Origin of the sequence: Streptomyces sp. HUAS TT11 (assembly GCF_051553595.1) — a bacterium.
Classification (GTDB): Bacteria; Actinomycetota; Actinomycetes; order Streptomycetales; family Streptomycetaceae; genus Streptomyces.
Genome location: NZ_CP196184.1, coordinates 9,312,446 through 9,330,917 on the forward strand (window position 1 = coordinate 9,312,446; position 18,472 = coordinate 9,330,917).

An 18,472-nucleotide genomic window follows, 5' to 3' on the forward strand; every position below is an offset into this window, starting at 1 on the left:
GACAGGGGCAACCGCAGCGACCGCAGCGTGCCCCGTCGGCGAGCAAGGTGTCGAAGCACCGGGGGAGGACCCACGACTCCGAGTTGCCGGGCACTCATTGAGCAGGACAAAGCGCGAGCGCTCCAACGGCTCCGTGTAGGGGGGTTCTGCGTACCGGAATAGCTCGTATCAGCAGTTCACGGCACGCTTCACTTGTGGGTGGAAGGGCTGACTCACTGGTACGTTGGCGTGAGTCAGCGGTCCATGGTTGACCCGCGTCGGCCACTCGCCGCTCGGCAGGCCGTTCCACGCGGAAAGTTGACGAGCACTCGGGCCAGTTCGTGTGCTACGACCCTGGCCGGTGACGGCCTCGAACTCCTGAAGCCACGCCAGGGGGGAAGCAGCTATCCGTAATCAGAAGCTTTCAGTGCCCGCTCATCGTGGTCGCGGAGCATCCGCATGACGGTGGCTGCTGACGGGTGCTGGCCTTGACGAGCCGCTGGGCGATCTCCCGCAGGCTCGGTTCCTGAGCGCAGATGTGGAGCGCGACGGCGAGCATGGCGTCGTCCGTGACGGGCGGCACTGCCGATCGACTGCTGCCGCCCGATCGTCTGAGCTGTCCGGCAGAGCGCTGAGGATGTTCAGCACTACGGCAGCTTGCGGGGCCAAACCACGAATCTGTGCGATTGGCCGCCCAGGGAGCAGTCCGCGACCTGATCCGGCGACGTCGAACCTGACTCCGCGCGACGAGAAGCAGGGGCAAACGCTTCGCTGGGTTCGACGCCTTTGCGTGCGAAATAGGCCCCCACCGGGCATCCACCGGGCGGGGGCATGTCACGGCCGGACCACATCGCGGTCCGCGTTAATTGACGGTTACTGTGTTGCGGTGGCCAGTGCCGCGCGGATGGCGTCCTCGCCGACCGGTTGGCCCTTCTCGTTCGAGTACGGCCCGTATGGTGTTCCCCACACCGGTGTGCCCGTCGCCTGCTGCCAGCTGTCGGCGAGCGTTCCGGCGTCTACCACGCTGTAGCCGATGGAGTCGATGAATTCGGTCACCGCTCCCTTCGCCGGTGCGGAGTCACCGGCGATCGGCAGGTAGGAGCGGTCGGCCGCCCCTGTCGGGCGGGCGAGTGACAGCAGGTGCTTGTAGAAGATGTTGTTGAACGCCTTTACGAGCAGGGCGTCCGGGACGTACTGCAGGAGCAGCTCGCTTGAGGTGAGGGACTTGCTGTCGAGCTCGGGGATGTGCCCGTCACGCTCGGGGCCGTAGTTGCAGGTGTCGATGACCGTCTTCCCGGCCAGTTGTGCGGCGGGCACGTGGGGGAAGGCGCTGACCGGCACCGTGACCACGACAATGCCACCCGCCGTCGCGGCCTCTTCGCTCGTCGCCGCGGACGCCTGCGGCCCCAGTTCCTCGGCCGTGTCCACGAGCGTTTCGGGACCGCGCGAGTTGCTGAGCACCACCTGGTGCCCGGCCCCGACAGCGAGTCGTGCGATGGTCCTGCCGATGCTGCCGCTTCCGATGAATCCCACAGTCGTCATAATCTCAACGTCCTTCAGAAGAGCCGAACTTGCCGGTTGCCGGGCTCATTACGATCCGGGTTCCTGCCGTCAGCCGGCGGGGAAGTAATGGCCGTTGTCCAGATCGGCGAGCAGGCCTGGCTGGGCGGGTTCCCAGCCGAGGGCCCGGCGGGTGATGAGGTTGGACGCCGGGTAGCTCTGCGTGACGATATTCGTGAGGAACCCGAAGTACCCCGGCGTCATCAGGGCGTCGTTGGGAACGCTCACGGCGGGCAGGCCCAGGCGGCTGGCGATGGCCTCGGCGATCTCGCGGAACGGGATGGCCCCGTCCCCAACCGCGTGCCAGTATCTGCCAGCCGGCCCCTTCTCCAGCGCCAGGCGGAACAAGGTGGCGGCATCGCGGATGTGCACGGCGTTCCACAGGTTCGCGCCGTCGCCGTGGTAGCCGACGAACCCCTTCTCCTTCGCGAGCGCGATCAGCGTGGGGAGGAAGCCGGCACGATCGGTCGTGCTGTGCGCGATGTTGGCGATCCGCACGACCGACGACCGCACCCCCTGCTCGGCGAGGTCGACTACGGCCCTTTCCACGACGTTGCGGATCCGCAGGGTGCCTCTGTGCTCCTCGCCGGCGCGGAGGGCCGGGTCCTCCTCGGTGGCCGGCCGGCCCAGGTACTGCCCGGGTGAGCCAATGCTCCCCGCCGTGACCAGCGGCTTTCCGGTTCCCGCCAGTGCCTCGCCGTACGCGAGCATGATCGGGAGCTCCGCAGCGGCCACGGCGTCCATCCCGCCGGAGGGCAGCAGATCCTGCCTGTGGGCAACGTGGATGACGCCGTCGGAGTCCGCGGCTGCCTCCTTGAGCCCGTCGAGATCCTGAAGGCCGCCGCGACGCACCTTCGCGCCGAGCGCGGACAGGGCCGACGCGGAAGCGTCCGACCGGGCCAGGCCGGTGACCTCGTGCCCGGCCGCGATGAGGTCGGAGATGATGTACGAACCGGAATGGCCGGTCCCCCCAGCGACGAATACGCGCATCTAACTGTCCTTGTGAGGGTAGGTGCAGGGTCTTCCCGTGCCGTAAATGAACTGGCGTAATGCGGCACGAGAGATAGTTGGTAGGGGGTTTGCTCAGCCGAGAAGGGTGATGCCGAGAGAGAAATTGGCGTGCTTGACGGAGTGATTCATGAGGCCCAGCTCCAGCAGGCTGACGTTCTCCAGCGCCCGCGCCATGAACAGTGCCCCGGTGTCCCAGGGGCGCAGCCCCAGGCTCTCGACGAACGCCGACACGCGTGCCTTCACCTGCGCGTCGTCGCCGGCGATGAACACGTCCAGAGGGCGGTCCTCGGCCGGGCCGGCCTCCAGAACGTGGGAGAACACAGTGTTGAACGCCTTGACGACATGCGCGTCGTCGGGAGCCGCCTTGGCGATCTCCTGTGCGCCGGAACTGTCGTCGGGGACGACGAAGCCCTGCAGATCGCGGGCTACGGGGTTGGTGATGTCAACGATGATCTTGCCGCGCAGTGCGTCCCCATACTCCCTCACCACCGCCGCGGCACTGGCGTACGGCACGGCGAGGACAACGATGTCCCCGGCGGGAGCGGTGCCGGCCGTCCCGACAGTGGCGCCACCGAGCGCAGCGGCCAATTCCTTGGCCTTGGCCGAGTCGCGGCCGATGATCTCGACTGCGTTGCCGCCGGCGAGCGCCCGGGCGGCCAGAGCGCGGGCTACGTTCCCCAGGCCGATAATGCTGATGCTGCTCATGGAGTTCCTGCTTTCTGGAGCTGAATAGGACGCCATGCCCACCCCGTCGTTGTTAACGGTTGTGTCGTCGACGCCGTCGAATGACGCGAAGGGAGAGGCGCTCAATTCCCGATGTGCTCATTCTGGGCCTGGGCCCTCCGCCGTCGAATTCTTGTGCCGAATTCACGGACCCTTAGGTACCTATTCAGGTTGCCATTGGCCTGAGTGGGCGTCCAAGACTTCTTTAATCCGTGGTGATACCCTGAAGGCATCACCAGCTGGAAGGCGCCATGGATCTGGACCTGCGCAAACTGCGTTACTTCGTCGCCGTGGCCGACCAGTTGCACTTCGGCCGCGCCGCCGACGAGCTTCACATCGCACAGCCGGTGCTCAGCCGGCAGATCCGTGCGCTCGAGCAGGATCTCGGCGTCTCGCTGTTCACCAGGGATCGCCACGGCGTAGAGCTGACAGACGCGGGCCGGCAACTGCTGGCCGAGGCCGGTCCGCTGCTCGCCTCAACCCACGCGGTCCGCCGCCGGGTGTCCGCGGCCGCCAGCGGCAAGCGGCGGCTGATGGTCGGTTTCCGGGCCGGCGTTGCAGTCACTCCGGCGGCCCGTGCGTTCGAGGACCGGTACCCGGACGTGGTCGTGGACGTGCAGCGGATCGAAGGGGACGACCAGGCTGCGATGCTGCTCGACGGCCGCATCGACGTCGGCTATGTGCGGCTGCCCATCGACGAGGCCGGCCTGCGCGTCACCCCGCTGTACACCGAGCCGCGGGTAGCAGTACTGCCCGCCGGACACCGGTTGGCCGGCAAGGAGGAGGTCACCGAGGCCGACCTGGCCGGCGAACCACTGGTCTGGCAGGGTGACCCGAGCACGCAGCCCACCAGGCGCCCGCTCCCCAATGCCGGGTACCCGGTGCGCGGGGTGGACGAGACGCTCGAGCATGTCGCGGCCGGACGGGGCATCTCCTTCCTGGGTCGTTCGGCGTCCGTTTTCTACTCGCATCCCGACGTCGTCTATGTGCCCATCCCGGATCTGGCGCCCGACCAGGTGTGCCTCGCGGTGGCGGCATCTCACACCTCGCCGGTAGTAGATGACTTCGTCGCTGCGGCTCAGTCGACGGCCGAGATCACGGCAGAATGTGGGAACTACGAGATGTGGCAGCTTGGAGGCGATGTCGTCTCAAGACACGCCTGAGTAGTTCGGCTGACCCCCGTTCATCATGCGCTGCAGAGTGAAATGGCCTGACGGAGCGGTGCTGTTGCGGCTGCCCTCTGAGCCGGTTCCGTTCTTCGGCCGGCAGTTGTCCGAGGGGGCTGCGAAGCACCTGAGACCGCCTGCAAGTACGTGCTGCGGACGCGGCTCAAGTCGGCTGATCTCCGGCGGTCTTGCCGTTCGTACTCTCGGGAGTCGGTCCGTGGGATCCAGAACCCGACTGTGGGTTTCAGCCGGACGTGCTGGCCACCCACCCTGTTGGCCTTCGTTTCGGGCTGGCGTGGCCCAGATGGGCCGCTCACTGATGATCAGCGTGAATGGTTCAGTCGGCTCGGTCCAGAAGCCAACAGCGTGCTACCCCGCGAGGAGAGCGCCGCGCTGGAGTGGATGAGGGAGGGGCAAGTCTCCGGCTCGTAGTGGTCTGAAGATGCGGGTGGCACGCAGGCGTCGCCGGCGGGCCACCCGCGTCTTCAGAACGTCCCAGTTGCGTACGAGTTCTTCATGCGCCGCCCCGTACGGACTTATGTGATCAGCCGTCTGTTCGAACCGGCGGCGCGTCAGCGTCCTGGGCCGGGATGACGGCCTCGAACTCCTGAAGCCTTCGGGGGTCGCCGGTCTCCCCGGCGGCTTCTGCTGCGGCCTTCAGCAGGCGGCCGGCCGGTTTCGTAAAAGCCGGCAGGTCCGGGCCAGGTGCTGGGCGGCTGATGTCGCGTACCAGCGGGTGCAGCCGCGTGACCGGCAGCGCGTCCAGCCCGGCTGCACAGTGCCAAGTCAGCTTGGCACTTCCTCCCGCCGCAGGTCATCGCTGGTTGGGGCGGGGATGGCGTTGTCGATGAGGACGGCGGCGATGGCGGCGGCGGTGGGGAAGGCGTCGGCGTTGAGGACCCGGGTGCGGGCCGCGGCTCCGTCGATGAGCAGCGCGAGCTGCTCGCCGAGCTGTTCAGGGTCGGCGGCGCCGGCTTCGCGGGCGGTGTCGGCGAGCCGCGCGGCGACTGCTTTCTTGTAGTCGCGTGCGTACTGGGATGCGGGGTGCTGGGGGTCGTGGAGTTCGACGGCGGCGCCGATGTAGGGGCACAGGGGGGTGGTGGGGGGGATGTCGAAGGCGGCGAGGAGCCGTTCGCGGGGTGTGAGGTCGGTGCGGTCGAACACGCCGGACAGAACGGTGGGGTCGAACCGGCGCAGGTACTCGGCGACGAGTTCGTCCTTGCCGGTGAAGTGCTGGTAGGCCGTGCGCTTGGACACCTCGGCCACCGCACAGAGCTGGTCCATGCCGGTGCGGTTGATGCCCTGCTCGCGGAACAGCTGCTGGGACGCGCTGAGGATGCGCTCGCGGGCGCCCCGGCCGCGGCGGCGGCCCGTGGGGCCCTTCTCCAACTCCGTCATGGGTCCAGCGTACCCGAGCTGGGTAACGGCCGGTGTACATAGTTTGCGTCCCAGCTGCCTGCCCCGTACGGTACGTACACAAGGCGGTGTACATAACACCGTCGTCCCAGGTGCGCACGGCACCACCGACCCAAGGGAATGACTATGGGAAAGCTCGACGGCAAGGTCGCAGTCATCACCGGCGGCACCACCGGTATGGCGCTGGCCGGCGCGAAGCTGTTCGTCGATGAGGGAGCGCACGTCTTCATCACCGGCCGCCGACAGGACGCCCTGGACGAGGCCGTGAAGCAGATCGGCCGCAACGTCACCGGCGTCCAGGGCGACGCCGCCGACCTGGACGACCTGGACCGCCTGTACGACACCGTCAAGCGGGAGAAGGGCAGCCTCGACGTGCTGTGGGCCAGCGCCGGAGGGGGCGAGCCCGCCCCGCTCGGCGAGATCACCGAGGCCCAGTTCGACACCTGGTTCGGGCTCAATGCCCGCGGCACCCTGTTCACCGTCCAGAAGGCCCTTCCGCTCTTCAACGACGGCGGCTCCATCCTCATGACCGGCTCCAACGCCTCCCTCGGTGCCTTCCCCGGCTGGAGCGTCTACGCCGGCAGCAAGGCCGTCCAGCAGGCCTGGGCCCGCATCTGGCTCAACGAGCTCAAGGACCGCCGCATCCGCGTCAACGTCCTGACCCCCGGCCAGGTCGCCACCGCCAAGCAGGAAGAACTCTTCGACGAGGCCACCAAGCGCCAGTTCGAGTCCCTCATCCCCCGCGGCCAGATGGGCCGCCCCGACGAGATCGCCACCGCCGCCCTCTTCCTCGCCTCCGACGACTCCAGCTACGTCAACGGCATGGAACTCGTCGCCGACGGCGGCACCACCGCCATCTGAACCGGACGACCCACAACCAGGGCAGGACATCTCATGAGCAACATCAGCATCATCGGCACCGGGAACATGGCCCGCACCATCGGCGCGCGAGCGATAGCGGGCGGCAACACCGTCGAGGTCATGGGCCGCGATCAGTCCAAGGCCGCTGGCCTGGCCAAGGCTCTCGGCGGCGGCACCACGACGGGAGAATGGGGCACCGCCCCGGCCGGGGACATCGTCATCGTGGCCCTGCTGTACAACGGTGTCGTGCCGGCCGTCGCCCAGTACGGAGACGCTCTCGCGGGCAAGGTCATCGTCGACATCTGCAATCCCTTCAATTCCGCGTTCGACGGGCTGGCCCACCGCGAGGAGACCTCGATCGCGCAGGAAGTCGCCAAGGCGGCCCCGGCCAGCGCCAGCGTGGTGAAGGCGTTCAACACCGTCTTCCGCCATGTCCTGGAGAAGGGTCGGCCCGACGTCTTCCTCGCTGGCGACAATGCGCAGGCCAAGGCAAGTGTGGAGGCGTTCATCGAGACTCTTGGGCTGCGCCCGCTGGACGTCGGCGGCCTGAAAATGGCGCACTGGCTGGAAGGAGCGGGCGTGGTCACGGTGGGTCTCGCCAACCACGGGGTGGGGAACTTGGACTTCGCCCTCAGCATCACCGAACTTCCCGTATGAGTAAACGGTTGACGGATTACCGAAAGGAGAGCGCCCGCCGCGGAGGTGGCCGCCGCCGCATCACGGCGACGGGCAGTAAGCGGCACCCAGGCCATCCGAGGTAGGCCTACCTCCTGGTGATGTCGAGCCTGCTGCCCATATCGAGGTGAAACCCCCGTACGGACGTGGGACCAGAACAGCGGGGGACAGCCCGCGCCGATCTGCGGCGGTGCGCTTCCCGGCCCACTGCGGGTCGCGGAGGACCGCCTGGAGAAGCTGGGTGTTGATCAGGGCCAGGCTGGATTGCAGGAGATGGAGTACGAGCATGGGGACCCTGGCGTGCTCGCGGTCGGCGCCGGTGAGTACGCTCTCACGGCCGTAGAAGATCTTCTCGTTGGTGGAGTTCCAGCTCTCGACGACCCGCAGTCCGCCGTTGATCTCGCGCCGGGGATGCTCATCAGCGAGATAGGCGCAGGCGAAGATCGGTCCTGACCGCCGCCCGAGTTCTCGGCTTCAGGAGTTCGAGGCCGTGACCGGGGCGTGTACCGGTGGTTCTGGATATCGGTGAGGCCTCTCCGGAGCGTTGGAGGGGCCTCACCTGGTCATGCGGTCAGAACCGTACCGATTCCGTCCGTGGGGTTCGAGGCTGCCGGGGGTGTCGGTCAGGGGTCGCCTCGACGCCAGGTCTCTCAAGGGCCGGGCGGCTTGCGGGCGGCTGGGGCTGTCCGGGTGGTTCCGGAGCATCTGCGGCGATCAGCCGGCGGTTCTCGACCTTCAGCCGCTGGTTGACGTTGCGGAGTGCCTCCATGGCGGTTTCTGCTTGGCGGCCGGCTGCGAGTGCGGCGTCTCGTTGCGCGTGCAGTTCCTGAATCGCCGTGTCGCGCAGCGAGCGGGCGTTCAGGCCGTCGCGGAGGCGGGCGCCCAGTTCGTGGGCGCGTAGCGTGCGCAGCTCGTTCTGGACTTCGTGAAGGGTCCGTTGCAGGGCGGCGTTCTGTTCCAGGAGCATGCGGTTCTCGACTTCGAGGGCCGCCTCCTTGCGGGCGGTCGCTGCCGCCGCCCGCGGCCCGTCTTGGGCGAGGTGGGTGCGGACTGTCTCGGCTTCCGCTTTGAGGTCGCGGTGGCATTGAAGGTACTGCGGGTTGACGGCGGCCCGCCGGGTGATCTCCGCATCGGAGAGGGCCTGGCGGCTCTTGCGTATCGCGGCCAGGACGTCAGCGACCCGCGTGAGCCGGGCGGTCTTCGCTTCCCCACGTCTCGATGGGTTGGGTCCGCGTCGAGACGGAAGGAGGTGCGCGGCGCGTCAAGGACAAACGAATCCGGTTCGCATGCGAACAAGGTAGCCGCCTGTCAGACTCATGGATATCACCGTACGTGGAGGCAGCATCTGATGAGCGACCCCGAGGGCGTGCCCCTGGCCGACTACATCCGCGTCCTCCGCGATCAGTTGGAGACGGCACAACAGGAAGGGGCGGGCCGCGGCGTCAAATTCGGCGTCGGGGCTGTGGAGCTGGAGTTCGAGGTCACGATGACGCGGGAGGCAGGCGGGCGCGGCGGGCTGAAGCTGTGGGTGGTTGAGGCGGGAGCCGAAGGCAAGCGCAGCGGCGGCCGGACACAGCGTGTGCGGATGACTCTTACGCCCACCGACGACGCCGGCCGGCCGCTGTCGGTCACCGATCGGCTACCCGGGCTCCCGCGCTGAGGCCTGTGGCGGTGGACTCGCTCGCCGGGCGGTGCGCCGAGGTCCTGGTCGAGCGAGACGACGGCACCGGGTATGGCTCGGGGCTGCGGCTGGCGACGTCCTTGGTGGTGACGGCCGGGCATGTGGTCGAGGGCAGTGGGTCGGTCAGGGTGCGGCTGTCCGGCGGCGGCCCCGAAGAGATCATCGTCACCGGCCGGACGGTGTGGCGAGGTGCCCGGCTGGACGTCGCGCTTGTCGAACTCGCTTCGGAAGTCCACCTCGACGAGGTCACTCCGATCGCCATCGGAGTTGTACCGGACGAGGCTGACGGACGGCTTCCGTTCACCGCGATCGGCTTTCCGCGGCATCAGAGCTGGACGGACACGGACACGGCGACCTGGCGCGACAGCGACCAGATCGACGGGCTGATCCCGCTCGGGTCGAGTATGAAGCGGGGCCGTCTGCTGCTGCATCGGGCGGATGGCCGCCGCCTGGAAGCGCGTGACTGGAGCGGTTTCTCGGGTGCGGGCGTCATCTGTGAGGGGTCGGCTGTCGGCGTCGTCGTGGAGTCGGCCCACTCGGGCGGGCTGGAGGCTGTGCGGCTGGCTGCTGTGATCGGCGCGTACGAGCCGCGTGCGGAAGGTGAGCGCGAGCCCGAGTCGAGTGCCACTGCCGCACGTGAGCTGCTGGCCTCGCACAGCGTCGTGCCGGAACCCCTGCGCGGGCAGGAGCGGCGCCACCCGGCCTATGAGGCGATGCTGCGCCAATACGCAGCCCGGTGCGTCGAACTGACCGGCCGCGACCGGGAGCTCGCCGACCTTCTCGCGTTCGCGACCGGGGCAGACCCCTACCTAGTGCTCGTCGCCGGTCCCTGGGCTGGAAAAACCTCGCTGGTGACCCACTTCGCCACAGGGTCCCACCCCGGGCTGGACGTGGTGTCGTTCGTCATCTCTCGGCGCGATGGCCAGATGCGCGTCCAGCAGTTCCACCGGGCCATGTGTGACCAGCTCGCCACCCTGCTGGGCGAGTTCCCGCCCGCCGAACCGGACGCTGCCGCCTTCCTCAGCCTTTGGGAACGCGCGATGCGGATCCCTGGACGTTCCCTGCTGCTGCTCGTCGACGGTCTGGACGAGAACGACTACCGCGAGCTGGCCGAGCCCAGTATCGCCGCGCAGCTTCCGACCGCTCTTGGTCCGGCGGCACACGTCCTGGTGACGAGCCGCCATTCTGACGTGCCGCTCGACGTGGACGGCAGCCACCCGCTGCGCACCTGCCGCCGCCAGGCGCTGACACCGTTCCCCGCGGCGACGAGCCTGCTCCTGCATGCCCGCCAAGAGCTGGATCAGGTACTCGCCGAACACGTCCCGCGTACCGTCCTGACCACAATGACAGTCGCCGGCGGCGCGCTGAGCAGCAGTGACATTGCCTCGATCGCCAACGACTCCGCGCTGGCGATTCGCCGGACCCTGAAACGGGGGCTCTCCCGGGTCGTGGAGCCGCGCCCCGGTACACCGACCCGGTACACCCTCGCCCATGACACCCTGGCCGTCGCCGTCCAGGAGGACCTGGAACCCGAGGAGTTCACCCAAACCCGCAACGCTATCGACGGCTGGGCCCTCGGCTTCGCCGCGGCCGGCTGGCCCGACGACACCCCGGACTACCTGACCGAGGCGTACCCGACGCTCCTGCTCACCGAAGGCGCAGGCCAGACGCTGGCAGCCCTGGCATCCCCCGCGCGCCGCGCCCTGCTTCGCCGCCGGACCGACGGCGACCTGGCCGCGCTGTCCGAACTGTCGAACGCGGCAAGGCTCCTTGAGGCAGCCCCCGACTGTGACCTCACCCTGCTGACGCGAGTGTCGCTGCTCCGCAAGCGCATCGAGGACGACAACTTCACCATCCCCTCCACGTATCCGCTGTTGCTGGTACGCCTCGGCCGAGCCGAGCAGGGCATCCAGTTCGCCCGCGCCCTGCAGAACACCTACGTGCAGGCTGACGCGCTGCTGGCTATTGGCGAGTACCTGCTGGACAGCCAGCGGACCGAGGCGCGGAACCTCATCCACGAAGCCATGGCCGTACCAGGCAGGTTGCCCCTGGAGCAGATGGCACACACGGTGCGCGCAGCCCTCGCGCTCGCACGGCACGGCGAACCAGGCGCAGCCGACATTGCTCGCCGAGCCGTCACCGAGAGCGGCGACGAGCGAGGTTGGTTCCTCACCACCGTCGCCGACGCACTGGCCGAGATCGATCCCGAGCTGACGCGGACCCTCATCGAGGAGGCCATCGAAGGCGCCGATAGGGAGGACCGCCCCGACTTCTGCGGCCTCCTCGCGCCCGCGTTCGCTGTTCTAGGCGACCTCGACCGCCTCCTCCAGCACCTCGCCGACCTGGACCTGGACGGCAGGAAACGAGCCCTCCTCACCGCCTGCAGCGAGCACGCCGCCAAGGGAGGCCGCCGAAACGTTCCCGAGCCACTCCTTATGGCCCTGAACGATGAGTTCCCCGCTTCCGAGCTCGTGCAATCGGCCGCCTACCAGGACGAGAACCGGGCCCGCCGTCTGCTCGCCCTGCCGGCCTCGGCCTCTCCCGATCTCGATCTCGTGGAGCTCGCCTACACTGCGCTCGCCGCCCACGGCCTCGATCCCCGACAGCCCCGGGCCACGGACGAACTGCTCGCCGACGCTACGACGTCTGCCCGGGCCAATGACCACCTCTCATTGGCGCTCTCCCTGGCTCAGGACATCGCCAACCCCGGCATCCGTGCGGACCACCTCACGGAGATTGCCCTGGCGCTGCTCGACTCCAACACACCCCAGGACGCCGCTCCCGTCGTGCGCGAGACGGAGGCGGCCCTCGACGAGACCAGGAACACGCCGCCTCCCACCGTCCTTGCGGCCTTCGCCCGGGCCGCCGGCACCGCCGGACGAACGGACCTGGGCACACCGGCCCTGGCACTGGCCCTCCATACGGTGCAGCAGGCAGGCGACGACATCCGTGCCACGTGGGAGGCGCGGGCTGTGGCAAGCGCAGCCACTCGGCTCGGCCACCTCGACCACGCCCTGAGGATCGCGGCCACGTTCGAGGCAGACCAGATCCACTGTATCGACATCTTCCTGGACGCCGCGAGAGCCGTCGAAGCCCACGGTGATCACCGCTCAGCCGATCTCGACCTACTCATCGCCCAGGTGGCCGAAGGCATCGAGAAGTCGACGGACCCGAGCCTGTCCGGCTGGCGTACCCGCGTCACTCACGAGCTCATCGCCGTCCACCTCCGCGCCGGGCACGCCGACGCGGCCCTCAATTTGGCACGCAGGCTTGATAAGACCGATCTCCACGGCTGCGCACTCGAGTTCCGCGCGCACTTGCTGTCGGACGACATCCCCTCGGCGATCTCCCTGATCCGCGAAACGGCCCTGCCCATGCCAGCGAGTTCCCCGCAGGGCATCGCCCGCAGGCAGGAACAGGCAGCAGCGATGATCGTCGAGATGTGCGACGCTGGCCATCAGCCCCTGTGCCGCGACGTCACGGCTCAACTCGCCGCAACCACAGACCCAGACGTAACGCTGGACAACGGCCTGTGGGCCCGCCCCTGGCTCACCGCAGCCTGCCAGGCCACCGGCCTCACCGAGGACTTCACCCGCCTTCTGGCCACGCTACGGCACGCCGTCCTGGTCACGGGCGCCCACTATGCGACGAACACCGTGCCGCTGGAAGCAGTCGTCCGCCTGCGCCTCTGGGACCGCTACCACGCCGAAGCCCGTCGGCTGACCGGGGTTCTGGCCGACGGCGTCCTCACCGACCTGGTCAAAGCGATGCTCGACGCAGGCTTCCTGACCGAGGCCCTCCCCTTCATCGACGACCTCCAGGAGGAGCACGCCGACTGCCTGGCTCTCGCCGCAGCCGTTACCTCCCCACCCCTCGTCGACCTGGTCAAGCGCTCCCTGGCCCACGGCTTCGCCGAGGACGTCATCGCCCCACTGGCCGCCCTGGAACCAGCGTGCCTTCAAGAGATCGCAGCCCAGCTCGGGGTGATCCAGCCGCCCGCCGAACAAGTGACGCTTCGAGCTCCTGGGACCAGCTGACCGTCCACTCGGGCGAGTAGCCGGTAATGGCTCAGCCACTTTTGTCAAGGTGGACCTTCGGCCCGCTCCCGCTGCGCTGACGCCCGCCCACTGCGGATAGGCCCGGAGGTCATGAGTGGAGCACCCGACCGACGCGGCCGACGGTCACAGACGATGCCTCCGGCGGGGGATCGGCCGGCACCGGGTGGGGAGGGGCTCCGTTCCCGACCGCGGGCACATTGTGGCGAGCGTGTGGGCTCCCATCCCGTCCACCGTCGACCCAGGCAGAGCCGAGCAGTCGCGGCCCAGGGCGTCCAGGAAGCTCCTATAGATCGTCAAGCGGCCTGTGAGAGCTGTAGCTGTGGGGTATCCGTGTTGGTCAGATGCTTGTAGACCTCTCGTGCGATGAAGCGTTTGAGGCAGCGGAAGATGTCCTTCTTGGACATGCCTTCGGGAGTGCGCCGCGCGACGTAGAGCCGGGTGCGGGGGTCGTAGCACATCCGCACCAGAGCGATTGTGTGGAGTGCGTGGTTGGCCTGGCGGTCACCGCCACGGTTGAGGCGGTGGCGGTTGGTCCGGCCGGAACTGGCGGAGATGGGGGCTGCCCCGCAAAGGTGTGGGAAGGAAGCTTCGGACTTCAGCCGGTCGGGATTGTCGCCCGCGGTGATCAGGAACTGGGCGGCCGTCTCGGTGCCCACACCGATCAAATCCACCAGACCGGCAGCGGCTTGCGCGACCAGGGGCTCCTGACCGGGTGCGCGATCTGCGGCGATACCTGCCACAGCGCCGGGGTGACCGACACGGGGAGCAGCCCCCGGTGGGTCGGTCTCTGCCGAGGCCACACGCCGGGCGTACTGTCCGAATTGGCCGCGCCGACTGTGCTCGGCAGAACGGGTGCCGTTCATGGATGATGCCGGCCGCTACCGCCTCACCCTGAGCCTGGACGGCCGCTGGGTGATGGATGGCTGGTGGTGGCGCGAGGACACGGCCATCAGTCAGTTCACGGGCATCGTCGGCAAGCATGGTCGGCCCGGGGCTCGCATCATCCTCGTCGACACTGGGACCGGAGGGGAGCTACACAAGTGGCCCGACGAGGTGTAGTGGGCCTATTTGCCGTGCGGCCTTGCGTCGTGCGACCTGTGATCGAAGTCCACACGGGTGAGTGAGGCGGCAGAATGACACATCGCATCTGCACCATCGGTCATTCGACGCGCGGTTTCGCCGAAGTGCTGCAGATGCTGCGTGACCATGGCATCACCTGCCTGGTCGACGTGCGCTCCTTCCCGGTGTCCAGGAAGTACCCGCAATGGAACAAGGCCGCGATCATCGAGGCCCTGCCACCCGACATTGCATACCGTTGGATTCCAGAGCTGGGGGGCCGCCGCTACACCCCGAAGGGCGTGCCCAGTGCGAACGGCGCGTGGCACGTCAAGGCATTCCGTGACTATGCCGACTACATGGCCAGCGACGCCTTCAGTAGCGGATTACGTGAACTCCTCAAACTCGCTGAACATGAACATCCCGCGATCATGTGCAGTGAAGCGGTTCCATGGCGCTGCCATCGCAGATTGATCACCGACGCGTTGATCGTCGCGGGTGCGGTGGTCGTGCACATCCTGTCCCCTGCAAGCGCGAGACGGGCGGACTTGGACCCAAAGGCGCAGATTCAGGACGGCCACCTGCTCTACCCGCCACCGTCCTGAGCCCCACGTTGGCGCGGCACAGCCATTGCACGGCACGCGCCGGTCACGGCGTGCCATGTCCGGCTCCCTGGGGGGCTTCCTCTGCAGGGCCGCCCGCACCGGCTTTTCGAGGGCGGTGATCTCCGGGCCGTCGTCCGGACAGACGACGCCAGGGCTGGGACACCGCACTGCGCGGCATGCCGGATCAGGTCAGTGATGCGCCAGCCCGCGCGGAAGCTGTCGCCCCGAGCCTGCTCGACCTCGACATACAGGTCGGCCAGCCGCGGTCGCCGGCCGGTAGAGAGCAGCACATCAGCCCGGGCAGCGAAGACACACAGCGAGCACGAGCAGCAAGGGCCAGGGCAGATTCGCTGGCCTGTTGGTCGATGCAGCGCGCCGTACTGGCATGTCCGGTGACCCGGGCGATGGCATCCAGCGCCGGCTGGCCGCGCACGCGCTCGACGTAGCGGCCCTGTTCCCTCTGGTCCTCCAGCCGGCACCGGCCCGGACGTGCTGAGCACGCCGTCGGCGACGAGGACGACGCGGTGCGGGACAAGCCCGCCGCGCATACGAGAACCGCCTCAACGCTCCGAAGTGGTGCCGCAGCGCCGCGGCGGTCGGTTAGTCCGCTTGCGCACGCCCTTGCGCCACGCGTTGTGCCAGGGGGATGGTCAATCGGTTCGGTCCCGCAGGCTCCGCGCCAGGGTGGGGATCATCACCGACGCAGGAACGAGGTGTAGCCCGATGAGAGCGGTGGTGGTGGCGGTGTTCGCCCCGGAGAGGAGGGGCGGGACCAGCGAGATCGCGGTCAGCGACACGGCTGTCCACGCGAATCGCTGGACGGGGCGAGCGCTCCAACGAAGAACAGCGACGGCAATGACGATGCCCACCGCCGCGCAGAAGCCGGTCACCACGGCGAACCCGGGCAACGGGATCGTCTCGCCACCGTCGGGGACCTTCAAGTCGACGCCCACAGCCCGGGCAAGCGCAGCCGCGAGAGTGGTGGCCACCATCGCCGCGAGCATGGCAATGAGGCCGGTGCCGGCGAGCCTGCGGAGTCGGTGGGGGCGGCTGGTCCGGCTCGATGCCGGGTCTGCGACGACCCCGGTGTCATTCATGTTGTTCATGTCGTTCCTCCATCATTCGGTGACTGGTGGACGGGGTGTGATGACTCGCATGTGACGGTCCTTGCCTTGGGGGTGAAGATGCGCACTTCCGCCGTGCGACGGCCGGGATTGCGCAGTGCGCGGACGCCGGTGCGGCAAAGCCAGAACCCGGCGTCGCGTCCGAGGACCGGCCCGGGCTCGCCGTCGCCCAGCTCGAGCTGGATCCGCCCGCGGGTGACGACCCCGAACGCGTCACGCCATTCCGCCGCGATCACTGCGAGACGAGCGCCACCGCGCAGCGTGAGCGTCCACACCGGGACTACTCCGTGCCGTCCGCCGGCAGGCGCTCCGGCAGCCCGAGCCGCGGGAACTGGTCGGCGTGGAAGATGATGATTTCGGTGATCAGCCCGCCGGTGACGCGCAGGACGTCGAGCGTCAACGGCAGGTAGGCGCCCTCGCGCTCGTTCCAGAGGTAGAAGGCGACGGCGGGCTGCCGGTTCACCGATGTGGGGACACTGCGCAGTCCCTGCATGCCCTCAAAGCCGTCCTCGACCCAGCCTGTCACCACCGCGTCGCGGCCCAGGGACAGGCCCGGCGTGGGCGGCATCGAGCAGCGGACGTCGTCACGGAGCATGTCGGCAAGCCGGTCGACGTCCGTGGCCACGCTGGCGTCGGTGAAGCGACGTACCAGCTCGCGCGTCCCGGAATCCTCGGCGCCGCCGCTCCAGTCCTGCCGCTCGGCGGGCAGGTGCTCCCGCATGCCGGCGCGGGCCCGCTGCAGCGCGGAGTTGACGGAGTTGACGGAGTCGCCGAGGAGCCCCGCGACGTCCTTCGCCGGCCAGCCGAGGACATCGCGCAGGATGAGAACGGCGCGCGGGCGCGGCGCGAGGTGCTGGACAGCGACGAGGTACGCCAGCTCGATCGTCTCCCGCGCGACGGCGACGGTCTCCGGCTCGTCGGCGTCGGCCGCGGGCAGCTCGTCGAGCAGCCGGTCTGGGTAGGGCTGCAACCACAGCACCTCGCCGCCGGTCGCGGGCTCCGGGCGGCGCTTGGCGAGCAGGTCCAGGCAGGCATTGGTGGCGATCCGGTACAGCCAGGCTCGGAACGTCGACCGCCCCTCGAAGGTCTCTCGCCGCCGCCAGGCACGGAGGAACGTCTCCTGCACGGTGTCCTCGGCGTCCTCGAACGACCCGAGCATCCGGTAGCAGTGCACATGCAGCTCCCGACGGTGCCGCTCCGTCAGCCCCGAGAATGCCGGCTCGTCGACCTGACCAAGGCCGCTCTCGCCCAGCTCCTCGAGCCGCGTGTCCTCACTCATCACGTCATCCCTCCGTCTCTTCGTGTTCCGTCGTAGGTGTGACGGGTGCGGCCGCGACAACTCATCACCTGGGTCGGTCGGCATGGCTGAGGGTTGTCATCCTTGGCGGGATTTACTACGACTTGGGGGTGGCCACGGCACGTACGCCGCGTCAGCGGATCCGGGCGTGGGCCTTGTTCGCGGCCTTTTCCGTGCGACAGATTCGGCCGGTAGCGTTGCCGCTTGAACGGGTTACGCACAGAACCGGCGGCGCCCTGATACGCCTTGTCCACGAAAGTCAGCACGTCAGCGTTGGTCAACTCGGCGATCTTCACAACGGGCACGCCTTGCGCGGATAACAGCACCATCTGGACCCGCCGCCAGGTCACCACCGACCCGGTGCCTCTACGGACGATCCGCAGCAGCCTTCTGCCCTCGTCGTCATCGATCTCGCGAACGCGTACTCGCTCTGCCACAGGCACAACCTCGCGGTCACGAGGTACTCGGAACAAACACGAGGGCGATGCCGCACCATCGCGGGCTACCGGACTCGAACCGGCTCAGACCTCGCGGTCACGCTCGTGCATCCTCGAGTGGCTTGGCTCGCTGTCCATGGAAAAACCTTCCACGGCGGAGGAGGAACTCTGACGCATCGTAAGCGACCGTTGCCGAGCTGCGGCCTCCGTACCTCTGTCGACGCGATCGCCTCGATGCGTGCTGTCCAGCTTATGGACCTGGAGGATCGTGATGTGGGCCCGCAAGTCTTCGGCATCGTCGGCCCAGGACTCGTGGTCTTTCGCAGCCCTCGCCAGCCCAGCAACCGGTCCGTCACTGCGGCTTATGCCCTGGACGCTGGTCCAGGGACTGCCGAGCCTCGGCAGTCCCTGCAGGAGGCAGGTAGTTCAGCTACCCGATGACTTCCGGGTGGGGCACGGACCAGTTTGGCCGGACTCAAGGTGAGCCGGCGGGCGGTGAGGAAGCCGACGCCATATCCACGCGGCAGTCGTCATGACAAAGGCGGCGGCAAGGGCGCCGAGGAACTCCGGCACCGCGGCGAGCAGGAAGTGCCACAGGGCCGGCGTCTGTTCTGTTCGATGAGGGGTGTCGCTCAGTGAGAGGGCGAGGTGAGTGAGGTCGCTGATCATTTCAAGTCTCCTTACCTGGCAGTCCGTTTGCTGCCGAATGGGCATGCGGAGACAGTCGCCCATTCAAGCGTGGTCCCCACGTGGCGTGGGACCGGTCGGGACGACCAGGGACGGGTTGGGGCCACGGCTGGGACAACTCCCTTGTGGTGGTCTC

The 18,472-nt window shown here is 68.2% G+C and carries 16 protein-coding genes and 3 pseudogenes; 7 read left to right on the forward strand and 12 right to left on the reverse strand.

Annotated features, from left to right (window positions below; genetic code table 11):
• Positions 1–403: 403 nt before the first annotated feature.
• The 4 genes from ACSHXN_RS42025 to ACSHXN_RS42040 all read right to left on the reverse strand — a co-directional run bounded on the left by ACSHXN_RS42025 (position 404) and on the right by ACSHXN_RS42040 (position 3,255).
• Positions 404–562, reverse strand: a complete 159-nt coding sequence (locus tag ACSHXN_RS42025; RefSeq protein WP_355140099.1) for a hypothetical protein — start codon at positions 560–562, stop codon at positions 404–406.
• A 290-nt stretch (positions 563–852) separates the two neighbouring features.
• Positions 853–1,512, reverse strand: coding sequence for an NADPH-dependent F420 reductase (locus ACSHXN_RS42030; RefSeq protein ID WP_438306543.1), 660 nt, complete (start codon positions 1,510–1,512; stop codon positions 853–855).
• A 78-nt stretch (positions 1,513–1,590) separates the two neighbouring features.
• On the reverse strand, positions 1,591–2,529 hold the full coding sequence (locus ACSHXN_RS42035) for an SDR family oxidoreductase (protein ID WP_438306281.1): 939 nt from the start codon (positions 2,527–2,529) through the stop codon (positions 1,591–1,593).
• A gap of 93 nt (positions 2,530–2,622) precedes the next feature.
• Entirely contained in the window at positions 2,623–3,255 is a 633-nt protein-coding gene (locus tag ACSHXN_RS42040) for an NADPH-dependent F420 reductase (protein WP_355140102.1), read from the reverse strand.
• Positions 3,256–3,524: 269 nt separating this feature from the next.
• On the opposite strand from ACSHXN_RS42040, the gene ACSHXN_RS42045 reads away from it, so the two are divergent.
• Positions 3,525–4,436, forward strand: a complete 912-nt coding sequence (locus tag ACSHXN_RS42045) for a LysR family transcriptional regulator (protein ID WP_355140103.1) — start codon at positions 3,525–3,527, stop codon at positions 4,434–4,436.
• 789 nt (positions 4,437–5,225) lie between these two features.
• Here ACSHXN_RS42045 and ACSHXN_RS42050 read toward each other — a convergent pair.
• Positions 5,226–5,837, reverse strand: a complete 612-nt coding sequence (locus tag ACSHXN_RS42050; protein ID WP_356113769.1) for a TetR/AcrR family transcriptional regulator — start codon at positions 5,835–5,837, stop codon at positions 5,226–5,228.
• A gap of 144 nt (positions 5,838–5,981) precedes the next feature.
• Between ACSHXN_RS42050 and ACSHXN_RS42055 the strand changes: the two genes are divergently transcribed.
• Both ACSHXN_RS42055 and ACSHXN_RS42060 read left to right on the forward strand, forming a co-directional pair.
• A complete protein-coding gene (locus tag ACSHXN_RS42055) occupies positions 5,982–6,716 on the forward strand; it encodes an SDR family NAD(P)-dependent oxidoreductase (RefSeq protein WP_037738440.1) in 735 nt (244 codons plus the stop codon).
• Positions 6,717–6,749: 33 nt separating this feature from the next.
• Positions 6,750–7,373, forward strand: coding sequence for an NADPH-dependent F420 reductase (locus ACSHXN_RS42060; RefSeq protein ID WP_356113771.1), 624 nt, complete (start codon positions 6,750–6,752; stop codon positions 7,371–7,373).
• A 60-nt stretch (positions 7,374–7,433) separates the two neighbouring features.
• On the opposite strand, the gene ACSHXN_RS42065 is transcribed toward ACSHXN_RS42060, so the two are convergent.
• Both ACSHXN_RS42065 and ACSHXN_RS42070 read right to left on the reverse strand, forming a co-directional pair.
• Positions 7,434–7,835, reverse strand: a complete 402-nt coding sequence (locus ACSHXN_RS42065; RefSeq protein ID WP_438306544.1) for a Tn3 family transposase — start codon at positions 7,833–7,835, stop codon at positions 7,434–7,436.
• Positions 7,836–7,962: 127 nt separating this feature from the next.
• Positions 7,963–8,358, reverse strand: coding sequence for a hypothetical protein (locus ACSHXN_RS42070; RefSeq protein ID WP_438306282.1), 396 nt, complete (start codon positions 8,356–8,358; stop codon positions 7,963–7,965).
• A gap of 381 nt (positions 8,359–8,739) precedes the next feature.
• Here ACSHXN_RS42070 and ACSHXN_RS42075 point away from each other — a divergent pair, with 381 nt between their 5' ends.
• Both ACSHXN_RS42075 and ACSHXN_RS42080 read left to right on the forward strand, forming a co-directional pair.
• Positions 8,740–9,051, forward strand: coding sequence for a trypco2 family protein (locus ACSHXN_RS42075; protein WP_356294280.1), 312 nt, complete (start codon positions 8,740–8,742; stop codon positions 9,049–9,051).
• A gap of 5 nt (positions 9,052–9,056) precedes the next feature.
• A complete protein-coding gene (locus ACSHXN_RS42080) occupies positions 9,057–13,109 on the forward strand; it encodes a trypsin-like peptidase domain-containing protein (RefSeq protein ID WP_438306283.1) in 4,053 nt (1,350 codons plus the stop codon).
• Between the two features lie 314 nt (positions 13,110–13,423).
• On the opposite strand, the pseudogene ACSHXN_RS42085 reads toward ACSHXN_RS42080, so the two are convergent.
• Positions 13,424–13,816, reverse strand: a pseudogene (locus tag ACSHXN_RS42085) (transposase); the annotation flags it as partial.
• Between the two features lie 175 nt (positions 13,817–13,991).
• Between ACSHXN_RS42085 and ACSHXN_RS42090 the strand changes: the two are divergent.
• The gene (locus ACSHXN_RS42090; protein WP_438306284.1) at positions 13,992–14,189 is read left to right on the forward strand and encodes a hypothetical protein; all 198 of its coding nucleotides are present in this window, start codon (positions 13,992–13,994) and stop codon (positions 14,187–14,189) included.
• 74 nt (positions 14,190–14,263) lie between these two features.
• Positions 14,264–14,791 carry a DUF488 domain-containing protein gene (locus ACSHXN_RS42095; protein ID WP_438306285.1) on the forward strand — a complete coding sequence of 176 codons (528 nt, stop codon included), beginning with the start codon at positions 14,264–14,266 and terminating at the stop codon, positions 14,789–14,791.
• Between the two features lie 650 nt (positions 14,792–15,441).
• Here the strand turns inward: ACSHXN_RS42095 and ACSHXN_RS42100 are convergent.
• The 4 genes and pseudogenes from ACSHXN_RS42100 to ACSHXN_RS42115 all read right to left on the reverse strand — a co-directional run.
• The gene (locus ACSHXN_RS42100; RefSeq protein WP_438306286.1) at positions 15,442–15,897 is read right to left on the reverse strand and encodes a DUF6069 family protein; all 456 of its coding nucleotides are present in this window, start codon (positions 15,895–15,897) and stop codon (positions 15,442–15,444) included.
• A gap of 298 nt (positions 15,898–16,195) precedes the next feature.
• Positions 16,196–17,194: an RNA polymerase subunit sigma-70 gene (locus ACSHXN_RS42105; RefSeq protein WP_356113786.1), complete on the reverse strand. Its 999-nt coding sequence runs from the start codon at positions 17,192–17,194 to the stop codon at positions 16,196–16,198.
• 154 nt (positions 17,195–17,348) lie between these two features.
• Positions 17,349–17,478 (reverse strand): annotated as a pseudogene (locus tag ACSHXN_RS42110) (IS5/IS1182 family transposase); the annotation flags it as partial.
• A gap of 9 nt (positions 17,479–17,487) precedes the next feature.
• Positions 17,488–17,649, reverse strand: a pseudogene (locus ACSHXN_RS42115) (IS630 family transposase); the annotation flags it as partial.
• Positions 17,650–18,472 lie beyond the last annotated feature (823 nt).

Bases quoted from the DNA above. Each gene is read 5' to 3' on its own strand.
- ACSHXN_RS42035 (WP_438306281.1), bottom strand. From the start codon at position 2,529: ATGCGCGTATTCGTCGCTGGGGGGACCGGCCATTCCGGTTCGTACATC.
- ACSHXN_RS42040 (WP_355140102.1), bottom strand. From the start codon at position 3,255: ATGAGCAGCATCAGCATTATCGGCCTGGGGAACGTAGCCCGCGCTCTG.
- ACSHXN_RS42045 (WP_355140103.1), top strand. From the start codon at position 3,525: ATGGATCTGGACCTGCGCAAACTGCGTTACTTCGTCGCCGTGGCCGAC.
- ACSHXN_RS42050 (WP_356113769.1), bottom strand. From the start codon at position 5,837: ATGACGGAGTTGGAGAAGGGCCCCACGGGCCGCCGCCGCGGCCGGGGC.
- ACSHXN_RS42055 (WP_037738440.1), top strand. From the start codon at position 5,982: ATGGGAAAGCTCGACGGCAAGGTCGCAGTCATCACCGGCGGCACCACC.
- ACSHXN_RS42060 (WP_356113771.1), top strand. From the start codon at position 6,750: ATGAGCAACATCAGCATCATCGGCACCGGGAACATGGCCCGCACCATC.
- ACSHXN_RS42070 (WP_438306282.1), bottom strand. From the start codon at position 8,358: ATGCTCCTGGAACAGAACGCCGCCCTGCAACGGACCCTTCACGAAGTC.
- ACSHXN_RS42075 (WP_356294280.1), top strand. From the start codon at position 8,740: ATGAGCGACCCCGAGGGCGTGCCCCTGGCCGACTACATCCGCGTCCTC.
- ACSHXN_RS42090 (WP_438306284.1), top strand. From the start codon at position 13,992: ATGGATGATGCCGGCCGCTACCGCCTCACCCTGAGCCTGGACGGCCGC.
- ACSHXN_RS42095 (WP_438306285.1), top strand. From the start codon at position 14,264: ATGACACATCGCATCTGCACCATCGGTCATTCGACGCGCGGTTTCGCC.
- ACSHXN_RS42100 (WP_438306286.1), bottom strand. From the start codon at position 15,897: ATGAACAACATGAATGACACCGGGGTCGTCGCAGACCCGGCATCGAGC.
- ACSHXN_RS42105 (WP_356113786.1), bottom strand. From the start codon at position 17,194: ATGAGTGAGGACACGCGGCTCGAGGAGCTGGGCGAGAGCGGCCTTGGT.